Raw genomic sequence first — 19,350 nt, forward strand, 5'->3', positions numbered from 1 at the left:
GCAACTGACTCACCTTATTACAACGGCTGCAATGTTTTCCATTGCAGCAACTTGGCGCCATACGCGAGCGTGTAGGCGGGGCTGCTCGACGGCAAGCTGACGATGCGGTAGCGCTGCGCATGTTCACCCAGCACCTTGATGCCCAGCTTCGCGGCCGTGCCGCCATTGAAGGCGATCGTTTGCAGTTGCGGCAGGCTGGCGGCCAGTGCCACCAGGTCGTTGTCGTCGCGTTCGCGGATATTGCTGTCCAGGCTGCCCGTGCGCTGCGCCTGCGCCACCACATCCCACAGGCCCACGCCGTGCGCCAGCAAAGTGCTCAAGCGGGTCGCATAAGGCAGGCTGGTCAACTCCACGCCCAGCACTTCGCCCAGCAACATCCAGAACTTGTTTTGCGGATGCGCATAGTACTGGCTGTGCGCCAGCGATTTTTCGCCGGGCAGGCTGCCCAGTATCAGCAGGCGCGTGCCGGCGTCGACGACGGGATCGAAACAGCGCTTGCGCGGGTCGGCGGCATGCTCTGGCAGGAAGGCTGGGCTATTCAAATGAGCGGTCCGAAAGGGAAAATGAAGGATCATTTTACCCGGCGACGCGACGGTGTAGAATTCCCGGACAACTATCCCTACACCAGAGACCGCCCATGCGCACCATCGACACCCTGCTGGCCCAGTATGGCGAAAGCCACCGCAACCATGTCAATGAATGGGTGCACATCGTGTGCGTGCCACTGATTGTTTTCAGCTTGCTGGGGCTGCTGTGGAGCGTGCATCCCAGCGTGGCGCTGCTCGGCAGTATTCTGGCCTTATACTATTATTACAAGCTGTCGCGCCCGTTTGCGGCGGGCATGCTGGTCATGCTGGCCGCCATGCTGGGCCTGCTGTTGCTCATGCCGCCGCTGACCATCCTGCCCGTGTCGCTGGCGCTGTTCGTGCTGGCCTGGATAGGCCAGTTCATCGGCCACCAGATCGAAGGCAAGAAACCGTCGTTCCTCGACGATGTGCGCTTTTTACTGGTGGGGCCGCTGTTTGTGCTGGGATTTTTGTACCGGCGCCTGCGGCTAGCGTATTGAGCGGCAGGTGGCCCCGTGGTCACACAGGAGCGGTAACAGATTTTTACTATTCACAACTAGTTATCTGAGGCAAGTGTCCTTATGATAAGTCATCAACTGCCGGTCGACGCAATCGGCAACCAACTTTTGTCCAAGGGAGTCCTACATGAAAGCACCAATTATTGCATTGGCATTGCTCGCCACCCTGGCCGGCTGCGCCGTACAACCGAACTCGGCAAATGTCTACAATGCGCGCCAGGCGCAGAATGAACAATCGGTTCGCATGGGTACGGTTGAATCCGTGCGCCAGGTAACCATCGACAAGGGTGAAACGGGCACGGGAGTGTTGGCTGGCGCGGCGCTGGGCGGCGTGGCCGGCTCGACTGTCGGCGGTGGCAAGGGCGCCATCGCGGCCAGCATCCTCGGCGCCGTCGCCGGCGGCATGGCCGGCAAGAGCATTGAAGCGAATGCCTCGAACAAGCCCGGCCTGGAAATCACCGTGCGCCTGGACAATGGCGACATGCGCGCCATCGTGCAAGACGCGGACGAGCTGTTCCGTCCGGGCGAGCGCGTGCGCCTGCTGTCCGATGGCCGCAAGACCCGCGTCACGCACTGATCCGTTTGCCGGCGCATGCGCTCAGCCGAAGGCGCCGGCAGCGAGCAAGGCAGACGGGTGCAGCCAGATGGCAATCACAGCGGTCACAAGGACATACACAAGCAGGCTCCAGACTTTGATCTGCAGTGAGGCTGGCATGGCGGTTCCCTTTCAAAGATGCAATGCAGAAAATATTTACTTGATAATAAAGTAAATATTTTCATAAATTCAACATTTTCCAGAAGCACTGCGCTGGCTCAATGCCCGGCTGTCTCCTGACCGCTCTGTGAGCAAGCTCGACCAAGACTCGCCATCCCCGCGCGATGCCCGTATACTTGCGCGATGTCCTCTCCTCTCCTGTTCATCATTGCCTGCCTGATCTGGGGCTCCACCTTCTGGGCCATCACCTTGCAGCTGGGCGACGTCGCCCCCGCCGTTTCCGTGGTCTACCGCTTCGGCCTCGCGTCCGCCACCCTGTTTGCCTGGTGCGCCGTGCGCGGCGACCGCCTGCGCCTGCCCTGGCGCGCGCAAAAATGGATGCTGCTGCAGGGCCTGGCCTCGTTTGCCCTCAGCTATGTGTGCACCTACAGCTCGGAGCAATACCTGGTGTCGGCCCTCGTCAGCGTGCTGTTCGCGCTGATGGTGTTCTGGACGCCGTTGCTTAACCGCATCGCTTTCGGCACACCGATCACCTGGAGCACGTGTTGCGCGGCGTTCGTCGCCATCTGCGGCATCGTGCTGCTGTTTTACCAGTCCATCGGCGCGGCGCTGCACGATATTCTCGGTGGCGGCAATGGTCATTTTCTGCTCGGCTTCATGCTGGCCCTGGTAGCCACCGTGTCCAGCACGGTGGGCAATGCCCTCGTCATGAAAGTGCGCGAACACTCCGGCAACGTGATGCTGACCATGGCCTGGACCATGCTGTGGGGCACCTTGATGGTGGCCGTCTGGGCCATCGCCACGGGACAGTCCTGGCAATTGCCCACGCGCCCCAGTTACTGGATGGGATTGGTGTACCTGGCCATCTTCGGCTCGGTGATCGCCTTCAGCGCCTATTTCACCTTAATCGCCCGCATCGGCACGCAAAAGACCGTGTACATCGGTGTCGTCACGCCCGTCATTTCCGTGCTGCTGTCGGTGCAGTTCGAACACTACCGGCCCGCCGCCATCGAATGGGTGGGCATGGTGCTGTGCCTGTCCAGCGTGGCCTGGGCCCTGACGTCGGGGGCGCGCAAGACGAATCCCATCGCTTCCCTTTCCACCACTTCATCAACAAAGGCAACATGAGCACCTCTTCCTCCCTCGCCATCCGTCCCGCCACCGCATCCGACGTGGCCGCCATCTTTGGCATGATCCACGAACTGGCCGTGTTTGAAAAACTCGAACACATGATGATCGCCAGGGAATCCATGCTGCACGACAGCTTGTTCGGCGCCCATCCCGCATGCGAAGCGCTGGTGGGCGAAGAAAATGGCGAAGTGGTGACGTTCGCCCTGTTCTTCCATAATTTTTCCACCTTCCTGTGCCGCAAGGGCTTGTACCTGGAAGACCTGTATGTGAAACAGTCGGTGCGCGGCAAGGGTTATGGCAAGCAGATGCTCGTGGCGCTGGCGCAACTGGCCGTCGAACGCGATTGCGGCCGCTTCGAATGGTCGGTGCTGGACTGGAATGAAAACGCGATCAACTTCTACAAGGGCATGGGCGCGGACGTGATGCCGGACTGGCGCATCTGCCGGGTCGCTGGCGATGCCTTGACGCAATTGTCGGCGGGTACGCCAAAGCTTGCCTGATTGGAGGGGAACTGTAAGCGTAAGTTCCAAAAAAAATCCCCGCGGGCTAGCGGCACCGCGGGGTGAACCCATTGTCAAGTGGGAGGGGGAGAATGCAATCAACGGTTATCAATATAAACGCTGCCGCTTGCCACGGCGCCGACCTTTACATTTGCTTACCGGGCCTTACATTTGACTTAAATCCGCTAACCAAGTGTCACCGAGTGTCGCTCGAAAGACACTGATTATTTCCGTGGTTCAATCAATGTGCCGTGCAAGCCGATATGTTGTTGCGTAACCCCACTGCCACCCTGCGATTTTCTATAGATTTGGTACACTGTCAGGCAGGCGGTGCAGCCAGCAACCACGGCAAAAATGACCATGCGACGCTCCTTGAATATGCTTGAAGGAATCAGGGTCCGCAGCACCTGATGATGACCAGGCGAGCAGGGAAGATTCAGTGTGGCATCTTCGCCCTGGCGGGCATTGTGCAATGTCAAACACGCCAATTTGACGGGGTCATGGCATTTGATATGGCGCAAAGTGGCGGCATTCCGCTCACACAAAATGAACGCATCATTACGCACCTGGGAGCCACATCATGAATGTTTCTGCCAAACCGCTCGTCATGAAAATCTACCGCGCCTACCTGCGCTCCCGCCTGGAGCGTTACACGCGCGACTTGCAAGCCATCGCCGAACAGCGCGAGAACGACTTCCAGGCTGAACGCATCCTGCACCAGGCCGTCGTCTCGGTGCGCTCCAAACTGCATTCGCTGTAACCGTGATGCCGTCAGTGCTGCCGGCCGGCCACGGCCCAGCGCTCCACCAGCTCGAACAGACCTTGCGTCAGCAGGGCCAGCACGGCTGCGGGGATCGCGCCGGCCAGCAGCATGTCGTTGTCGTTCAGCGCCAGGCCGATGGTGATGCGTTCGCCGTAACCGCCCGCGCCGATGAAGGCGGCGATGGTGGCCGTGCCCACGCTCATCACGGCCGCCGTTTTCACGCCTGCCAGCATGACGGGCAAGGCCAGCGGCAAGTCCACATGCAGCAGGCGGTCGCGCTTGCTCAAGCCCAGCGCCAACGCCGCCATACGCAAGCCTTGCGGCACCTGCAAGATGCCCGTGCACGTGTTGCGCACGATGGGCAGCAAGGCATACACGAATAGGGCCACCAGCGCCGGCACCGTGCCGATCATGCCCAGCACGGGGATCAATATCGCCAGCAGGGCCAGCGACGGCACCGTCTGCAGCACGCCGACGAAGGCCAGCACCGTTTGCCGCAGCGGCGCCGAAAATGCCGCCAGCACGCCCAGCGGAATGCCGATCACGCACGCCAATGCCACCGACAGCAGCACCAGGGTCAGATGCTGGCGCGTCAGGGTCCACAAATCGTCGCCGATGATTTTATCGAGCAGCTTGCTGCGCGTGGCGCCCGGTTTGTTCGCCTGCGTGCCGGACGCCAGCCACTGGCGCGCCACGTCAGAAAAAGTCTTGCCATCGATTTCCACGGCCGCATTCATGGCGATCATGTCGCTCTCGCTGATACGCCCCTGCAAGCCTTGCAGCGCCAGCCAGGCGGCGGGAAAACGCTGCGGCACGTCGAGCCGGTACAGGACCATGGCGTCGTAGCGGGGAAAATACTGCTGCGTGTCGGCCAGCACGCGCAAGCCGTACTGGCGTATTTTCGCGTCCGTCGAATAGATGTCGATCACGTCCACCTGCCGCTGCGCCAGCGCTTCATAGGCGATGCCGTGATCGAGCCCGCGCGGGCGCTGCGGCAAGCCATAGCGCGCGGCCAGACCCGGCCAGCCATCGACCCTGCCGATGAACTCATGCGACAGGCCGAATGTCAGGGCCGGGTGTTGCGCCAGCTGCGCCAGGCTGGCAATCGATTTTTCGTCGCTGCGCATGGCCAGCGCATACGTATTGTTAAAGCCCAGCGGCACGGCCACACCCAGGCCCAGCGCCGCCAGTTCGCGCCGCATCTGTTCCAGGTCAATGGCTTTGTCATGCTTGAGGATTTCGCTGCCGATGGTGCCCATGTATTCGGCATACACGTCGATGCTGCCCGCCTGCAGCGCGGCCAGCACGATGGCCGTGTTGCCCAGGCCCTGGCGGTGCTGCGCCTTGACGTGCGGCGCGGCGCTCTGCTGGAGGATTTCGCCGAGAATATACGATTCCGTGAAACGCTTCGAGCCCACCTTCAGGGTGCCCCCATCCATGGCAAGGGAGGACATGGGCGCGGCGGCGAAGACCAGCAACAACAACAGGTAAACAACACGCACGCGGCGCTCCAGGACAAATGATCAATCCGGCAAGCTTACCACCGGCGCGCGCCAGACACCGCCATGCACCACGCCCGCGCACGGGTTCAGGCCCAGCGCATACGCCAGGTCGGCCGGGCGCGCGATGCGCCACAGGGCAAAATCGGCGCGCTTGCCCACCACCAGGCTGCCCGTTTCATGCTGCAAGCCCAGCGCGCGCGCCGCATGGCAGGTAGCACCGGCCAGCGCTTCCTGCGGCGTCAAGCGCCACCAGGTGCACGCCATGTTCATCGCCAGCAGCAGGGACGTCATCGGCGACGTACCCGGATTGCAATCGGTGGACACTGCCATCGGCACGCCGGCCGCGCGCAAGGCCGCGACAGGCGGCGGCTGCGTCTCGCGCAAAAAGTAATACGCGCCCGGCAGCAGCACGGCCACCGTGCCGTGTTGCGCCATGGCGGCGACACCCTCTTCCGACAGGAATTCCAGATGGTCGGCTGACAGGCCGCCGTAGCGCGCCACCAGCGCCGCGCCACCCAGGTCCGACAGCTGCTCCGCATGCAATTTGACGGGCAGGTTCAAGGCGCGCGCCGCCGCAAACACCCTTTCGGTCTGCGCCGACGTAAAACCGATGCGCTCGCAAAACGCGTCGACGGCGTCGACCAGGCCGTCACTGGCCAGCTGGGGCAGCATCTGCGCGCACAGCAGGTCGATATAAGAGTCGGCCTGGCCCGCATATTCGGGCGGCAGCGCGTGCGCGCCAAGAAAGGTGGTGCGCACGGACACGGGCAGCTCTTGCCCGATGCGGCGCGCCACGCGCAGCATCTTCGCTTCGCTGTCCGCGTCGAGACCATAGCCGGACTTGATCTCCAGGGTGGTCACGCCCTCGGCCAGCAGCGCCAGCACGCGGGGCAGGCTTTGCCGCAGCAATTCATCGTCGCTGGCCGCGCGCGTGGCGCGCACGGTGGACATGATGCCGCCGCCGGCGCGGCTGATGTCTTCATAGCTGGCGCCATTCAGGCGCGCCTCGAATTCGTCGCTGCGGTTGCCCGCGTGGACGATATGCGTGTGGCAGTCGATCAGGCCGGGCGTGAGCCAGCAACCCTGGCCGTCCTGCAGCACCGCGCCGCTGGCCGGCAACTCGTCGCCAGGGCCGAACCAGGCGATGCGGCCATCCTTGACGGCGATGGCCGCGTCCAGCAGTTCGCCATAACCGTGTTCCATGGTGGCCAGGTGGACGTTGTGGATGACCAGATCCCAGTCTTGCATGGTGTTTCCTTCCTAGATAAACAGGTCAACGCACAACACGGCCGAGCGCTGCAAGGCGTCGAGCCGCCATTCCTGCGCATCGTCAGCGTCCAGCAACAGCGCGTCATGGCGGGCCAGCGCGAACTGCTGGTCGCCACCGCGGGCCAGCACGTGGCCTTCTCCGGCGACAAACAGCAAGGTCGCCGCGCTGCGCCGCACCAGCCGGCACGGGGCCGTGATTTTTTCCAGCTGGTGGCGGCAGCGGTCGCGCCGCGTCATCACATTGAAATCCGTCGTTGTCCCCTTGACTTGCGCCTCCACGATCGCCTCGCCGGGAAACCACAGCATCGGTTGCGCCGCGCTCAACGTCACCTTGCGCGCGCCATCGAGCGTCAGCTGCACGCTGTCGCCATCGACCAGCATCAGGCTGCGGTCGATGCCGGGAAAGCTGGAAAACGGCCCGCTGGCCGTGATCGTCGCCAGGCTGATACGCCAGTCGAATTCCGTCAGGCCGGCACCGGGCGGAGAAATGGCGATTTCCATCGTGCTGCCGCCGCCGTTTTTCCACGGCGCGGCGCGCAGGCATTCCTGCGGGATGAAGGTCGCCATCAGAGTGCCCTCAATTGCGCCAGGGTGCGCTTGTAGGCGGTGGCGATGGCGTCCTGCGCCACGTGGCGCCCATCGCGCACCTGCCACTGGCCGCCGCACAGCACGTCGCGCACCAGGCTATCGTTGCCGCAGAAAAGTACGCTGCCCAGCACATCGGCGATGGCCACGCCACACAGGTTCACATGCGCGTCGTCGAGCACCAGCAAGTCGGCGCGGCAGCCCGGCGCCAGGGCACCGAGCTTGCGCCCGGCCGCCTGCGCGCCGCCCTGCAGGGCCGCCTGCCACAGGTAATCTCCCACGCGGCGTTCATCTGCCGTGGCGGCCACATTGCGTTGCTGCCGTTGCAGGCGCTGGCCATATTCGAGCCAGCGCAATTCTTCCACCGGCGACTGCGACACGTGGCTGTCGCTGCCAACGCCGAAACGCCCGCCGGCGGCAATGAATTCGGCCAGCGGGAACAAGCCGTCGCCCAGGTTTGCTTCCGTCGTCGGACACAGGCCCGCCACGGCGCCGCTGGCCGCCATCAGCGCCACTTCATCGGGCTGCACATGCGTCGCATGCACGAGGCACCAGCGCGCATCGACGCCGACCTGGTCGTACAAGTACTGCACCGGGCGCCGGCCGCAGTAGTCCAGGCACTGGCGCACTTCGCCCTGCTGCTCGGCGATGTGGATGTGGATGGGGCGGCCCGCGGGCAGCGCTTGCGCCACTTCGCGGATCTGCGCCACGCCGGCCGCACGCAGCGAGTGCGGCGCAAAGCCCACCTCCACCTGCCCGCCGCGCTGCGGCGCCAGCGCCTCGACGATGCGCAGCACATCATCCGCATCGGTGCGGAAGCGCGCCTGCTCGGGTTTGAGGGGCTGTGCGCCGAAACCCGCATGGCTGTACAGCACAGGCAGCATGGTCAGGCCGATGCCGCTGCTACGGGCCGCGGCCAGCACCCGTTCCGCCGTTTCGGCGGGACGCGCATACAGCGCACCGGCCGCATCGCGCTGCAGGTAGTGGAATTCGCACACGGCCGTATAGCCATGGCGCAGGCATTCCGCAAACAGCTGCGCGGCGATTGCCTCCATCTGCTCCGGCGTGATATGGCGCGCGAAACGGTACATCAGATCGCGCCAGGTCCAGAAGCTGTCCGGCCCATCACCGGCGACTTCCGTCATGCCGCCCAGCGCCCGCTGGAACGCGTGCGAATGCAGGTTGACCATGCCGGGCAAGACATATTCGGCCACTTCCACGCCGTTCGGCGGTGCAGCATTGTCGGTCACCGCCATCAAATCGCCAGCCGCGTCCCACTCCAGCAGCACGTCGCGGCGCCAGCCTTGCGGCAGCAGCGCGTGGCGCGCGAACAGCCAGCCGCTCAACGCGCCACCCATGCCACGGCCGCTTCCATCATCTGGCGCAGCAGCGGCTGCACCTTTGCCGCCAGGTCGGGCCGGTAGCCAAATGGCGCCGCTTCATCCATGCCAGGTTCATTCATGTACAGGCACTGGCACATCTCCAGCTGGATCGCATGCACGCGGCCGGCCGGCTGGCCGTAATGGCGCGTGATATGCCCGCCCTTGAAGCGGCCATTCAAGGCCACGGTAAAGGCATCCTGCGCGCGCGCGATATCGATCACCGCGGACGTCAGGCCCGCATCGCAACTGACGCCATCGGCCGTGCCGAAATTCAGGTCGGGCAGCTTGCCGTCAAAGAAGCGCGGCACGCGCGAGGCGATGGAATGGGCATCCCACAGCACCACGGCGCCATGCACGCGCAGCATGCGGTCCAGTTCCGCGCGCAGCTGCGCATGATACGGCGCCCAGTAGCGCTGCAAACGCCGCTGCACGTCCTGCGCATCGGGTTCGCGGCCGGCCAGGTACAGCGGCTCGCGGTGAAAGGTATCATTGGGCAGCAAGCCCGTCGTATCCTGGCCCGGATACAGATTCGTGTCTTCCTGCGGGCGGTTCAAGTCGATGGTGTAGCGCGACCAGCGCGCCGACAGCACGGACGCATCCATCTCCTGCAAGAAGCCATACAGCTCGCGCAAATGCCAGTCCGTGTCGGCCTTGATCAAGGCCTGCGGCGTCATGCGCGCGGCGATATCGTCGGGTATGTCGGTGCCCACGTGGGGCATCGACACCAGCAGCGGGATGCTGCCTTCGTTGAAGCGGAAATCCATGCCTGTCTCCTTGCTCCCGCTCAAGCGTACAGCGGGGCGAACAAATTCTTGCACGTGCTGCTCAACTCACCGTGCAACACCATCTGCTTGGCCGCTTCGATATCCGGCGCGAAGAAGCGGTCGGCGTCGAAGAACGGCACCTTCTGGCGCAACTGCTGGTGTACATGTTCGAGGTGCGGCGAGGTTTTCAGCGGACGGTGGAAATCGATGCCCTGCGCGGCGGCCAGCAGTTCGATGCCGACGATGACGGCCGTGTTGTGCGCCATATCGTCCAGGCGGCGCCCGGCAAACGTGGCCATGCTCACATGGTCTTCCTGGTTGGCCGATGTCGGCAGGCTGTCGACGCTGGCCGGATGCGCGAGCGACTTGTTTTCCGACGCCAGCGCGGCCGCCGTCACGTGGGCGATCATGAAGCCGGAATTGACGCCCGGATCGCGCACGAGGAAGGGCGGCAGGCCGGACAGGGTCGCATCGATCAGCAGCGCGATGCGGCGCTCGGCCAGCGCGCCGATTTCGGCGATCGCCAGCGCCAGCGTGTCGGCGGCAAAGGCCACCGGCTCGGCGTGGAAGTTCCCTCCCGAGACGATTTCCGCCTGGCCGTTGGGACCGTCCTGGAAGATCAGCGGATTGTCCGTCACGGCGTTGGCTTCGATCAGCAGGGTGCGGCCCACATTGCCGATCAAATCGAGGCAGGCGCCCATGACTTGCGGCTGGCAGCGCAGGCTGTACGGGTCCTGCACGCGCTCGTCGCCTTCCAGGTGCGAGGCGCGGATCGCGCTGTGCGCCACCAGCTGGCGGTACATCTGCGCGGCCAGAATCTGTCCCGGCTGCCCGCGCACGGCATGCACGCGCGCGTCGAACGGCGAGTCGCTGCCCTTGGCCGCGTCGAGCGACAGCGCGCCCGTGACCATGGCCGCTTCCAGCAGGCGCTCGGCCATGAACAAGCCATGCAGCGCCAGCGCGTTCGACACTTGCGTGCCGTTGATCAGCGCCAGGCCCTCTTTCGCTGCCAGCACCACGGGCGCGATGCCCGCCTGCGCCAGCGCTTCGGGCGCCGGCATCAGTTCGCCGTTGACGCGCACGTCGCCCACGCCCAGCATGGCCAGGGTCATGTGCGACAGGGGCGCCAGATCGCCCGAAGCGCCGACGGAACCCTTGGCGGGAATGGCCGGCATGATGCCCGCGTTATACAGGGCGATCAGGGTGTCGACGATCAGCGGGCGCACGCCGGAATAGCCGCGCGCCAGGCTGCCGATCTTCATCAGCATGATCAGGCGCACGACGGCGTCGGACAGCAGCTCGCCCGTGCCGACGGAGTGCGACAGGATCAGGTTGCGCTGCAATTGCTCGAGTTTTTCATCGGGGATGCGCGTCTTGGCGAGCAGGCCGAAACCCGTGTTGATGCCATACGCCGCATCGCCCTTGGCGACGATGGCTTGCACGGCGGCGGCCGACGCCTCGATGACGGGATAGGCTTCGGCGGCGAGGATCAGTTTGGCCGGTGCGGCCCAGACGGCGCGCAGGTCGCCCAGGGTCATCGCGCCCGGTTTCAGGGTCCAACTTTTGGAGTGCTGTGTCATAGTCATTCGCGTCTAAGTCTCAAGGAAGCATGGGAAGAATCAGGCCGTTGCGCTTGGCGCAGGCGGCCGCTGTTTCGTAGCCGGCATCGGCATGACGCATCACGCCCGAACCGCTGTCGTTGACCAGCACCCTGGCCAGGCGTTTCGCCGCGCTTTCCGTGCCGTCGGCCACGATGACCATGCCCGCATGCTGAGAATACCCCATTCCCACGCCGCCGCCATGGTGCAGCGAGACCCAGGTGGCGCCGCCGGCCGTGTTCAGCATGGCGTTCAGCAGCGGCCAGTCGGAGACGGCGTCCGTGCCATCCTTCATGCTTTCCGTCTCGCGGTTCGGGCTGGCGACGGAACCCGTGTCCAGGTGGTCGCGGCCGATGACGATGGGCGCCTTCAGTTCGCCCGTGCGCACCATCTCGTTGAAGGCCAGGCCGGCGATGTGGCGCTCGCCCAGTCCCAGCCAGCAGATGCGCGCCGGCAGGCCCTGGAAGGCGATGCGCTCGCGCGCCATGTCCAGCCAGTGGTGCACCTGCGTGTGGTGCGGGAACAGCTCCTTGATCTTCGCATCCGTTTTATAGATGTCTTCCGGATCCCCCGACAGGGCCACCCAGCGGAACGGGCCACGGCCCTCGCAGAACTGCGGGCGGATATACGCGGGCACGAAACCGGGGAAATCGAAGGCATTCTGCACGCCCTGGTCGAACGCCACCTGGCGGATGTTGTTGCCGTAATCGACGGTGTGCACGCCCATGGCGTGGAAATCGAGCATGGCCTGCACGTGGGCGGCGCAAGAGTCAGAGGCCGCCACCGTCAAGCGCGCATGGCGCTGCGGGTCTTGCTGCGCCGCCTTCCAGTCCGACACGCTCCAGCCGCGCGGCAGGTAGCCGTTGACCAGGTCATGCGCGGACGTCTGGTCCGTCACCAGGTCCGGCACCAGGCCGCCCGCTTTCGCGCGGCGCACCAGTTCCGGCAGCACTTCGGCCGCGTTGCCCAGCAAGCCAATGGAAATGGCTTCCTTGCGTTCGGTGTGATATTTGACCAGTTCCAGGGCTTCATCCAGGCTGGCCGCCTGCTTGTCCAGGTAGCGCGTGCGCAGTCGGAAGTCGATACTGCTTTGCTGGCATTCGATATTGAGCGAGACGGCGCCCGCCATGGTGGCGGCCAGCGGCTGCGCGCCGCCCATGCCGCCCAGGCCCGCCGTCAATATCCAGCGCCCGCCCCAGTCGCCGCCGAAATGCTGGCGGCCCGCTTCGGCGAAGGTTTCATACGTGCCCTGCACGATACCCTGCGTGCCGATATAGATCCAGCTGCCGGCCGTCATCTGGCCGTACATGAACAGGCCCTGGCGATCGAGTTCGTTGAAGTGTTCCCAGTTGGCCCATTTCGGCACCAGGTTGGAATTGGCGATCAGCACGCGCGGCGCGTCCGCGTGGGTCTGGAACACGCCCACCGGCTTGCCGGACTGGATGAGCAAGGTCTGGTCGTCTTCCAGTTCGCGCAGCGAGGCGAGGATCTGGTCGAAACAGGCCCAGTTGCGGGCCGCGCGGCCGATGCCGCCGTAGACGACCAGGTGCTGCGGATTTTCCGCCACTTCCGGGTCCAGGTTATTTTGCAACATGCGGTAGGCCGCCTCGGCCTGCCAACTCTTGCAAGCCATGACCGTACCGCGCGGGGCGCGGATGGTACGGCTGGCATCAAAGCGTGGATCGGTGTCCATTGTGCTGTTCATGCTGTCTCCTCGTAGGGTGCGAGCGGGCATACTTGGCCCACTACGTGGCCCGCTCTGGTGCTCCCAGCATAGGTTGTCTATACAACCAAGTCAACAGATTTTTGCAAGCGAAAACAGTCTACTTTTTCTCGAACACGCGCTTGCCCGCCACCCACGTTTGCAACACCTGCGTCTTGCCGATGGCTGCTGGCGCGACGGTAAACAGGTCCTGGTCGACGACGATGAAATCCGCCCATTTGCCCGCTTCCAGGGTGCCGATGACCTTTTCCTGGTGCGCCGCCCACGCCGCGTCGAGGGTGAAACAGCGCAGCGCCTCCGTCACCGTCATCGCTTGCTGCGGATACCAGCCGCCGGCCGGGAACCCCTCGCTGTTTTGCCGCGTGACGGCCGCGTGGATGCCTTCGAACGGGTTCGGCGACTCGATGGGAAAGTCCGATCCGCAGGCGATGCGAGAACCTTGCTGGAGGAAGGTGCGCCACGCATACGCGCCCTTGATGCGCTCGTGGCCCACGCGCTGCTCCGCCATGTTCTGGTCCGAGGTAGCGTGTGTCGGCTGCATCGACGGCACGATGCCAAGGCTCTTGAAACGGGGGATGTCGCTCAGTTTCACCACCTGCGCATGCTCCATGCGGTGGCGCAGGCCCACGCTGCGGTACTGCGCGGTCAAGGCGGCATAGCCGTCGAGAATCTGATGGTTGCCCGCGTCGCCGATGGCGTGCACATTCACCTGGTAGCCGGCGCGCATGGCTTTTTCCATTTTTGCGCGCATGGCGTCATCTTTGAAGAACAGCAGGCCGCTGGTGGACGGATCGTCGCTGTACGGCGCCAGCAGGGCCGCGCCGCGGCTACCCAGGGCGCCGTCGGACAGCAGTTTCACGGCGCGCAGGGCGTACAGGTCGCGCGCATAACTATTTAAGGGACCGTTTTTCGCCAGCGCGTCAAAGTCGTCCGTCGTGTCGGCAATCATGCCGTACACGCGCACCGTCAGCTTGCCGTGGTCCGCATAGTCGCGGAACAGCCGGTCCTGCATCTGGCCGATGCCCGCATCGTGCACGCTGGTCAGGCCAACCTGCGACAGCTGCGCCAGCGCGCCATCGAGGGCGGCGCGGTTTTCCACGTCGCCGGGCTTGGGCAGCACGGCGTCCATCAAGTCCATGGCATTGTCGACCAGCACGCCGGTGGCATTGCCGTCCGCATCGCGTTCGATCTTGCCGCCCGCCGGATCTGGCGTGGCGCGCGTGATGCCGGCCAGCGCCAGCGCGCGGCTGTTGGCCCAGCCCGCGTGGCCATCGACCCGGCGCAGCCACACAGGCCGCGCGCTTTCCGCCGCATCGAGTTCCAAAGCCGTGGGAAAGCGCCCCAGCTTCCAGATTTCCTGGTTCCAGCCATTGCCGACGACCCAGCTGCGATCCGGATGCGCGCGCGCGAAGTCGCCCACGGTCTGCACGGCGGCCGGCAGCGAGGACGAACCGTACAACATCACGCCGCTGGCGATCGTCCCCAGGCCGAACACGTGGCCGTGCGCGTCGATCAGGCCAGGCAGCACGGTTTTTCCCTGTACGTCGACGTGGGTCGCGCCCTTGGCCGCCTTGCGTTTCACTTGCGCGGCGCTGCCGACGGCAAGCAGTTTGCCAGCGTCGTCAAAGGCCAGCGCCTTGAAGCGCACCACCTTGCCGGCTGCGTTGAGCGTGTAACCGTTGGCATTATGGATGACCGTGTCGGCATGCACGTGGCCAAGGGCGCCCAGGCAGGCGAGCGTGAGCAGGGTACGGCGCAAGGGCAGGGTCGGCATTTCCATCTCCAGGTCTTTTAGTGAATGAATGAAAAGACGAGTGTATAGAAATTGGCAAAATGGTCAATCAGGCAGCGTGAGGCTCCCTTACCATCAGCCAGTAATCGCAGCCCGTGACAGCTTCCGCGTACCGCCCCGCCACCACGAAGCCCAGGCGGGCATAGAACGGCAGGCTGCGTTCGTTATACGTCTCCAGGAAGCACGCGGCGCCGGCCGCATCGACGGCCGCCAGGCCCGGCGCCAGCACGGACGCACCCAGCCCCTGCCCTTGCGCGGCCGGAGCGATGCCGGCGATCGACAGATACCAGGCGTCCTGCAACCCGTGCGGCGCCAGCGCGAGCTCCATATTCCCGACGATGGCCGTGAAATGCGCGAAACCGCGCTCCCCCAGCAACGCGTGCAAGGCGGCTTCGCGTTGCGCATACGCGGCCTGGCGCACGGCCGCCGGCGTATCCGTCGTCCAGATGGCGGCGCCATTGCCCGCGTCATCCGCCATATCGACGCGCCCCGCCTGCCACCCCTCGGCCAGCGCCAGCGCGAAGTAGGCTTCCAGCATGGCGTGCCGCGCCGCCTCGTCGTCGCCGCACGCCACCGTGACGGTGCGGTAGAACGGATCGCCGACCAGGGCGGCGGCCAAGCTGCGGGCGGTGCGGGAGGATTCGATGTTGGATGGACTGGACATGGGGACTCTTTCTTCTCATTGAAACGCCCGGCATCTTAACGCAAGCGCGCAGGCCTTGCGCCCAGTCAATACTTGCAAGGCTCCACAGGTCTACGCTGAGGTTTTCAGGTGGAATACCCCATGGCCAGGCACCATGTCATCAGCACCACCGCGTGCGACGTGTTCTTCAAGCTCGTGGCGCACCAGAAGAGCAGCCTGGGCGCGCGCTTCGACAGCATGATCGTCACCTTCAGCGCCGGTGGCCAGCCCGTGCTGGGCGCCACCCTGCGCAACGCGACAAGCGGCTGCGAACTGCACCGCCTGGCCGGTCAGCCCGACGAGTGCTGGTGCTGCGGCTATGACGAGCAGCTGGAATTCGTCTCGCAAAACAAGGTGCCGCTGGCGCACGCCGACTACCGGCTCACCTTGAGCAATGGCGAAACGTGGACGGGGACGACGGATGCCAGGGGACGCACGGGGCGCGTGGCCAGCAAGCAGGAAGCGCAAATCATCCAGGCCGAATTCCTGCCGCACGCGGATAAATCACCATGCTGCGCCGCCGCGCCAAAACACGCTGCGCCTGCGGTCAAGGTCATTCAGCTGGAAGGCATCAAGACGACCGACAAGGATGTCGGTTCGTCCGTGAAACAGGTCAAAGTGAAGGACAAGGTTCGCCCGCTGACCAAGGGCGAGATCGACATGGCGTGGATGCTGTTCCAGGATGCGATCGACTACGACAAGGTCAAGGTGCATGGGGAGCCGTATCTATGGTTTGGCTTGCAGCCCAAAAATGTGGCCATGACACCGGATGGGGAGATGTATTTTCATGAGTCGGAATTCCGAAAGGACTTCTCAAAGGAGAAACCAAGGCCAAAAAACTGGTTCATGCATGAAATGGTGCATGTTTGGCAGCATCAATTGAATTATCCAGTAGCGATACGGGGACTTGTCAGGCTAGGTTTGGATTACAAGTATGTGCTACTTCCGAAGAAAAAATTATCAGACTACAACATGGAAGCCCAGGGTGATCTGCTCGCCGACTATCACACATTGAAGTACTTAAAAGATCCAGACGCAATGCGTCAACCTAAATATCAACACTCACTAAAACTTTATGAAGAGGTACTACATGAGTTTTTTAAAGATAGGAAAAGCAAGGCAAATCTGCCTGGCCGTAATGCTGAGCATGAGCCTTTGTTTGACATACCATGACGCTTTCGGCATGTCCCGCATGGCATACGCGGAAGTACAGCTAAAAAATGGCACTCCCTGTTTCTCTATTTCTGAAAAGGAAGAAGCGCGTAACGGGGTTCCGCAGATTAGTGCGGTCGTACTGACAGATGTATCCGTCAAGCCAGCAGTCAAAGTATGGTCTTTTCTTTTACCGGGCGCAGCGACTATTCCTGTGCATGCCAAGTTCTGTCTTCTGTATGGAGTTGCACCAGCAACAGCAGAGGTCAAACCACCCAAAGCCCCGCCACTGAAAACGGGGCGCATGTATGACGTCTTTCTGAACGGTGGGCCAGCCGATCCATCGGACCCTACTCGCGGTTACGTGGGGAAATTTTGCTTAATCACCGGCATCTCCGGGGAGCGAAAAATTCTCCGTATCGACAGCGATAGCCAAGCCTGGATAGATGAAATCTGTCCAGAACATTCGCTCATCAGATAGTGCGAGGGTCGCCATGCCATATCGTCACACGCTGCTATTCCTGCTTGCCACCCTGACGGCTATCGATGCCTCGGCGTGGTCGCGCATCGCTGATGCCCTCATTCACTCTGTCAACGGCATGCCCTGCTTCTCCATTACAAAAAAAGAAGAGGCACGCAATGGCCTGCCATTTCTTGGCGCACTCATGGTTTCTGACATGTCCGTGCAACCGGTAAAGGAAGTATGGGGGTTCTCCCTACCGCCAGACATGCCCTTATCCATCCGTGCCAGCACATGCATCCGCTATGGAAACGTGCCTACCGGTGCGACGGGCATACGCGCTGGAAAGCTGATACCCGGACATTTCTATAGCGTATTCCTGAATGGCCGCCCCAAAGATCCATCCGATCCAACCTATGGCTATCAAGGAAAATTCTGCGTGAAAGCTACGGCTGCTGGCGGTCAGCAAGTCATGCCTTTTAGCAGCGACATGCAGGAGTGGCGCACTGAAATCTGTCCATCCCATCTATCACACCCATAATTCGACGTTATTTATCTTCCTCCCCCCGCTTCGCCGGCGCCCTGAACCACTGCTCCGGCGGTACCACCTGCGACTCTTTCGGATCATCGATGTAGTGCGGCGACGTAATCTGCACGTCGAATTCGTTGAAGACGTCGATGATGTTCTGGTGCAAGCGGTTCAGCACTTCGGCGCGCTGGCGGGGGACTTCGGCGCTGGCGTAGGCGACGAGGCGGTATTGCACGTAGTAATCCTGCAGGGCCAGCTGCATCACGTACGGTTTTGGCGTGGTCGACAGTTCCGGCGTGCGCGAGGCGGCCAGTTCCAGCATGGCGTGCACTTGCCGCCATGGCGTGGCGTAGCCGATGGTGACGGTGGAGTCGAGCACGAAGCCGCCGCCGGGCTGGGCGCGCGAATAATTCTTTGTCGTTTGCGACATGACCCAGGCGTTCGGCAAGGCGACCTCTTCGCCCAGTCCCGTGCGCAGGCGCGTCTCGAACATGCCCACGTCGACCACCGTGCCTTCGCTGTCGCCCACGCGCACATATTCGCCCTTGCGCAGGGCGCGCGTGTACATCAGGATCAGGCCGCTGGCGCCCTGGCCCACGATGCTCGACGCGCCGATCGACACCATCAGCCCCACCAGCACGGACAGGCCCTGGAAGGCGGCCGTGTGCGAGCCGGGCAGATACGGGTACGCCATGGCCAGCGCGAACAGCCAGATCACCACGCTGGCGATGCGGCGCGTGGGCAGGGCCGTGTCCTTGTCCAGCCAGCCGATTTGCAATTCTCCGCTTTCCACGCGCTTGAACAGCGAGGCGGCCGTGGCCGCGATCAGGCGCGCGATGGCGAAGATGACGCAGACCAGCACCAGTCCCGGCAAGGCGCCGATGATGGCGTGGAAGACATCGGCCGCCACGTCGAACAGATAACCGCTCAGGCTTTCGCCCCAGGAACGCGTGTAGGGCAGGCGGCCCAGCACGAAGGCGGCCCACAGATACGTAGCCATCAGACGCAAGCCCCACAGCACCGCGCTCAGCAGTTGATAGGCGAAGGCGATGTAGTGCTCCGCGTCGAGCACACGCACGTTTTTCAGGCGCACGTCGCGCAGGCGCGAGGCCAGCAGGATGCCGCTGCGGCGCTTGGCCCAGCGGTAAAAGCGCGTCAAGCCCAGCCACACCAGCCAGAACACGAGGGTGGCGGCAGCGCACACGGCGGCGGCGATCGCCAGGTAGCGCCAGCTGCTCTGCTCGCGATAGTCGAGTACGGCCTTGCTCAACTCGCCGGCCGCCGTTTTCGCCACGCTTTCTGTCGTGTCGCCGGCCAACTGGTTGACGTCGCCGGGCACGACGACGAACAGTTGCACGCCATCGAGCAGCACTTGCGTGCCTTCGGGAATCATGCGCGTGCTCGTCTGCAGGGGGCCATTCTTCGCCAGCACGCCTTCCAGGCGGCGCTGCGCGCCAACGGCGCGTTCATCGGGCGGATAGCCGGCCAGCGCGGCGCGGAAGACAAATACCTTGCGGTTGGCAAACATCAGCGGCGCCGTCCTGGCCGCAAGCTGCGACGGCGCCACGGCGGACGCGGCCTCCGCAACGAGCGCGGGCACGCCCTCGTCCGCATGGGCTGCGGGCAGCAAAAACATGGTCAACAGGCATAACAGGCGGAGCAACGCGGACATGGCAGAAAAGAAAGAGTGACAAGGAGCAGCCATCATGCCATGTAATC

Annotated in this window: 20 protein-coding genes; 8 read left to right on the top strand and 12 right to left on the bottom strand. The window is 63.6% G+C overall.

Features of this window, described 5'->3' with window-relative positions; all coding sequences use genetic code 11:
- Window positions 1-17 precede the first annotated feature (17 nt).
- Window positions 18-542: a DNA-deoxyinosine glycosylase gene (locus tag AC3IQ7_RS26860; protein WP_322426051.1), complete on the bottom strand. Its 525-nt coding sequence runs from the start codon at window positions 540-542 to the stop codon at window positions 18-20.
- Window positions 543-637: 95 nt separating this feature from the next.
- Here AC3IQ7_RS26860 and AC3IQ7_RS26865 point away from each other — a divergent pair, with 95 nt between their 5' ends.
- The 4 genes from AC3IQ7_RS26865 to AC3IQ7_RS26880 all read left to right on the top strand — a co-directional run bounded on the left by AC3IQ7_RS26865 (window position 638) and on the right by AC3IQ7_RS26880 (window position 3,430).
- Window positions 638-1,066, top strand: coding sequence for an Mpo1 family 2-hydroxy fatty acid dioxygenase (locus tag AC3IQ7_RS26865; protein WP_099376430.1), 429 nt, complete (start codon window positions 638-640; stop codon window positions 1,064-1,066).
- Between the two features lie 145 nt (window positions 1,067-1,211).
- Window positions 1,212-1,661, top strand: coding sequence for an outer membrane lipoprotein (locus AC3IQ7_RS26870; protein ID WP_099376429.1), 450 nt, complete (start codon window positions 1,212-1,214; stop codon window positions 1,659-1,661).
- 321 nt (window positions 1,662-1,982) lie between these two features.
- The gene (locus AC3IQ7_RS26875; protein WP_489207790.1) at window positions 1,983-2,927 is read left to right on the top strand and encodes a DMT family transporter; all 945 of its coding nucleotides are present in this window, start codon (window positions 1,983-1,985) and stop codon (window positions 2,925-2,927) included.
- Window positions 2,924-3,430: a GNAT family N-acetyltransferase gene (locus AC3IQ7_RS26880; RefSeq protein ID WP_099376427.1), complete on the top strand. Its 507-nt coding sequence runs from the start codon at window positions 2,924-2,926 to the stop codon at window positions 3,428-3,430. The genes AC3IQ7_RS26875 and AC3IQ7_RS26880 overlap by 4 nt, the downstream gene beginning before the upstream one ends.
- Window positions 3,431-3,654: 224 nt before the next feature.
- Here AC3IQ7_RS26880 and AC3IQ7_RS26885 read toward each other — a convergent pair whose 3' ends face one another.
- Window positions 3,655-3,909, bottom strand: coding sequence for a hypothetical protein (locus AC3IQ7_RS26885; protein WP_158301074.1), 255 nt, complete (start codon window positions 3,907-3,909; stop codon window positions 3,655-3,657).
- Between the two features lie 101 nt (window positions 3,910-4,010).
- On the opposite strand from AC3IQ7_RS26885, the gene AC3IQ7_RS26890 reads away from it, so the two are divergent.
- Window positions 4,011-4,190 carry a hypothetical protein gene (locus AC3IQ7_RS26890; RefSeq protein ID WP_034746290.1) on the top strand — a complete coding sequence of 60 codons (180 nt, stop codon included), beginning with the start codon at window positions 4,011-4,013 and terminating at the stop codon, window positions 4,188-4,190.
- An 11-nt stretch (window positions 4,191-4,201) separates the two neighbouring features.
- Here AC3IQ7_RS26890 and AC3IQ7_RS26895 read toward each other — a convergent pair whose 3' ends face one another.
- The 9 genes from AC3IQ7_RS26895 to AC3IQ7_RS26935 form a co-directional block, all read right to left on the bottom strand.
- Window positions 4,202-5,647 carry a glycine betaine ABC transporter substrate-binding protein gene (locus AC3IQ7_RS26895; protein WP_489210541.1) on the bottom strand — a complete coding sequence of 482 codons (1,446 nt, stop codon included), beginning with the start codon at window positions 5,645-5,647 and terminating at the stop codon, window positions 4,202-4,204.
- Window positions 5,648-5,716: 69 nt separating this feature from the next.
- Window positions 5,717-6,943 carry an imidazolonepropionase gene (hutI, locus tag AC3IQ7_RS26900; RefSeq protein ID WP_489207792.1) on the bottom strand — a complete coding sequence of 409 codons (1,227 nt, stop codon included), beginning with the start codon at window positions 6,941-6,943 and terminating at the stop codon, window positions 5,717-5,719.
- A gap of 12 nt (window positions 6,944-6,955) precedes the next feature.
- The gene (locus tag AC3IQ7_RS26905; protein ID WP_489207793.1) at window positions 6,956-7,531 is read right to left on the bottom strand and encodes a HutD/Ves family protein; all 576 of its coding nucleotides are present in this window, start codon (window positions 7,529-7,531) and stop codon (window positions 6,956-6,958) included.
- On the bottom strand, window positions 7,531-8,907 hold the full coding sequence (locus tag AC3IQ7_RS26910; RefSeq protein ID WP_489207794.1) for a formimidoylglutamate deiminase: 1,377 nt from the start codon (window positions 8,905-8,907) through the stop codon (window positions 7,531-7,533). The genes AC3IQ7_RS26905 and AC3IQ7_RS26910 overlap by 1 nt, the downstream gene beginning before the upstream one ends.
- On the bottom strand, window positions 8,892-9,695 hold the full coding sequence (gene hutG / locus AC3IQ7_RS26915) for an N-formylglutamate deformylase (RefSeq protein WP_489207795.1): 804 nt from the start codon (window positions 9,693-9,695) through the stop codon (window positions 8,892-8,894). Before hutG ends, AC3IQ7_RS26910 begins: the two co-directional genes overlap by 16 nt.
- Before the next feature lie 20 nt (window positions 9,696-9,715).
- Window positions 9,716-11,275 (bottom strand): histidine ammonia-lyase, encoded by a 1,560-nt coding sequence (gene hutH, locus AC3IQ7_RS26920; protein ID WP_322426042.1) that lies wholly within the window; start codon window positions 11,273-11,275, stop codon window positions 9,716-9,718.
- A gap of 19 nt (window positions 11,276-11,294) precedes the next feature.
- Complete coding sequence (gene hutU / locus AC3IQ7_RS26925) at window positions 11,295-12,998, bottom strand: urocanate hydratase (RefSeq protein WP_489207796.1); 1,704 nt, start codon at window positions 12,996-12,998, stop codon at window positions 11,295-11,297.
- A gap of 118 nt (window positions 12,999-13,116) precedes the next feature.
- On the bottom strand, window positions 13,117-14,790 hold the full coding sequence (locus AC3IQ7_RS26930; RefSeq protein WP_489207797.1) for an amidohydrolase: 1,674 nt from the start codon (window positions 14,788-14,790) through the stop codon (window positions 13,117-13,119).
- Between the two features lie 67 nt (window positions 14,791-14,857).
- Complete coding sequence (locus AC3IQ7_RS26935) at window positions 14,858-15,472, bottom strand: GNAT family N-acetyltransferase (RefSeq protein WP_489207798.1); 615 nt, start codon at window positions 15,470-15,472, stop codon at window positions 14,858-14,860.
- A gap of 120 nt (window positions 15,473-15,592) precedes the next feature.
- On the opposite strand from AC3IQ7_RS26935, the gene AC3IQ7_RS26940 reads away from it, so the two are divergent.
- The 3 genes from AC3IQ7_RS26940 to AC3IQ7_RS26950 are packed head-to-tail and all read left to right on the top strand — an operon-like array spanning window position 15,593 to window position 17,643.
- A complete protein-coding gene (locus AC3IQ7_RS26940; protein ID WP_489207799.1) occupies window positions 15,593-16,663 on the top strand; it encodes a hypothetical protein in 1,071 nt (356 codons plus the stop codon).
- A 10-nt stretch (window positions 16,664-16,673) separates the two neighbouring features.
- Window positions 16,674-17,123, top strand: coding sequence for a hypothetical protein (locus tag AC3IQ7_RS26945; protein ID WP_489207800.1), 450 nt, complete (start codon window positions 16,674-16,676; stop codon window positions 17,121-17,123).
- 13 nt (window positions 17,124-17,136) lie between these two features.
- Complete coding sequence (locus AC3IQ7_RS26950) at window positions 17,137-17,643, top strand: hypothetical protein (RefSeq protein WP_489207801.1); 507 nt, start codon at window positions 17,137-17,139, stop codon at window positions 17,641-17,643.
- A 7-nt stretch (window positions 17,644-17,650) separates the two neighbouring features.
- On the opposite strand, the gene AC3IQ7_RS26955 is transcribed toward AC3IQ7_RS26950, so the two are convergent.
- Window positions 17,651-19,303 carry a mechanosensitive ion channel family protein gene (locus AC3IQ7_RS26955; RefSeq protein ID WP_489207802.1) on the bottom strand — a complete coding sequence of 551 codons (1,653 nt, stop codon included), beginning with the start codon at window positions 19,301-19,303 and terminating at the stop codon, window positions 17,651-17,653.
- Between the last annotated feature and the right edge of the window lie 47 nt (window positions 19,304-19,350).

The organism is Janthinobacterium sp. GL_088 (genome assembly GCF_057837845.1).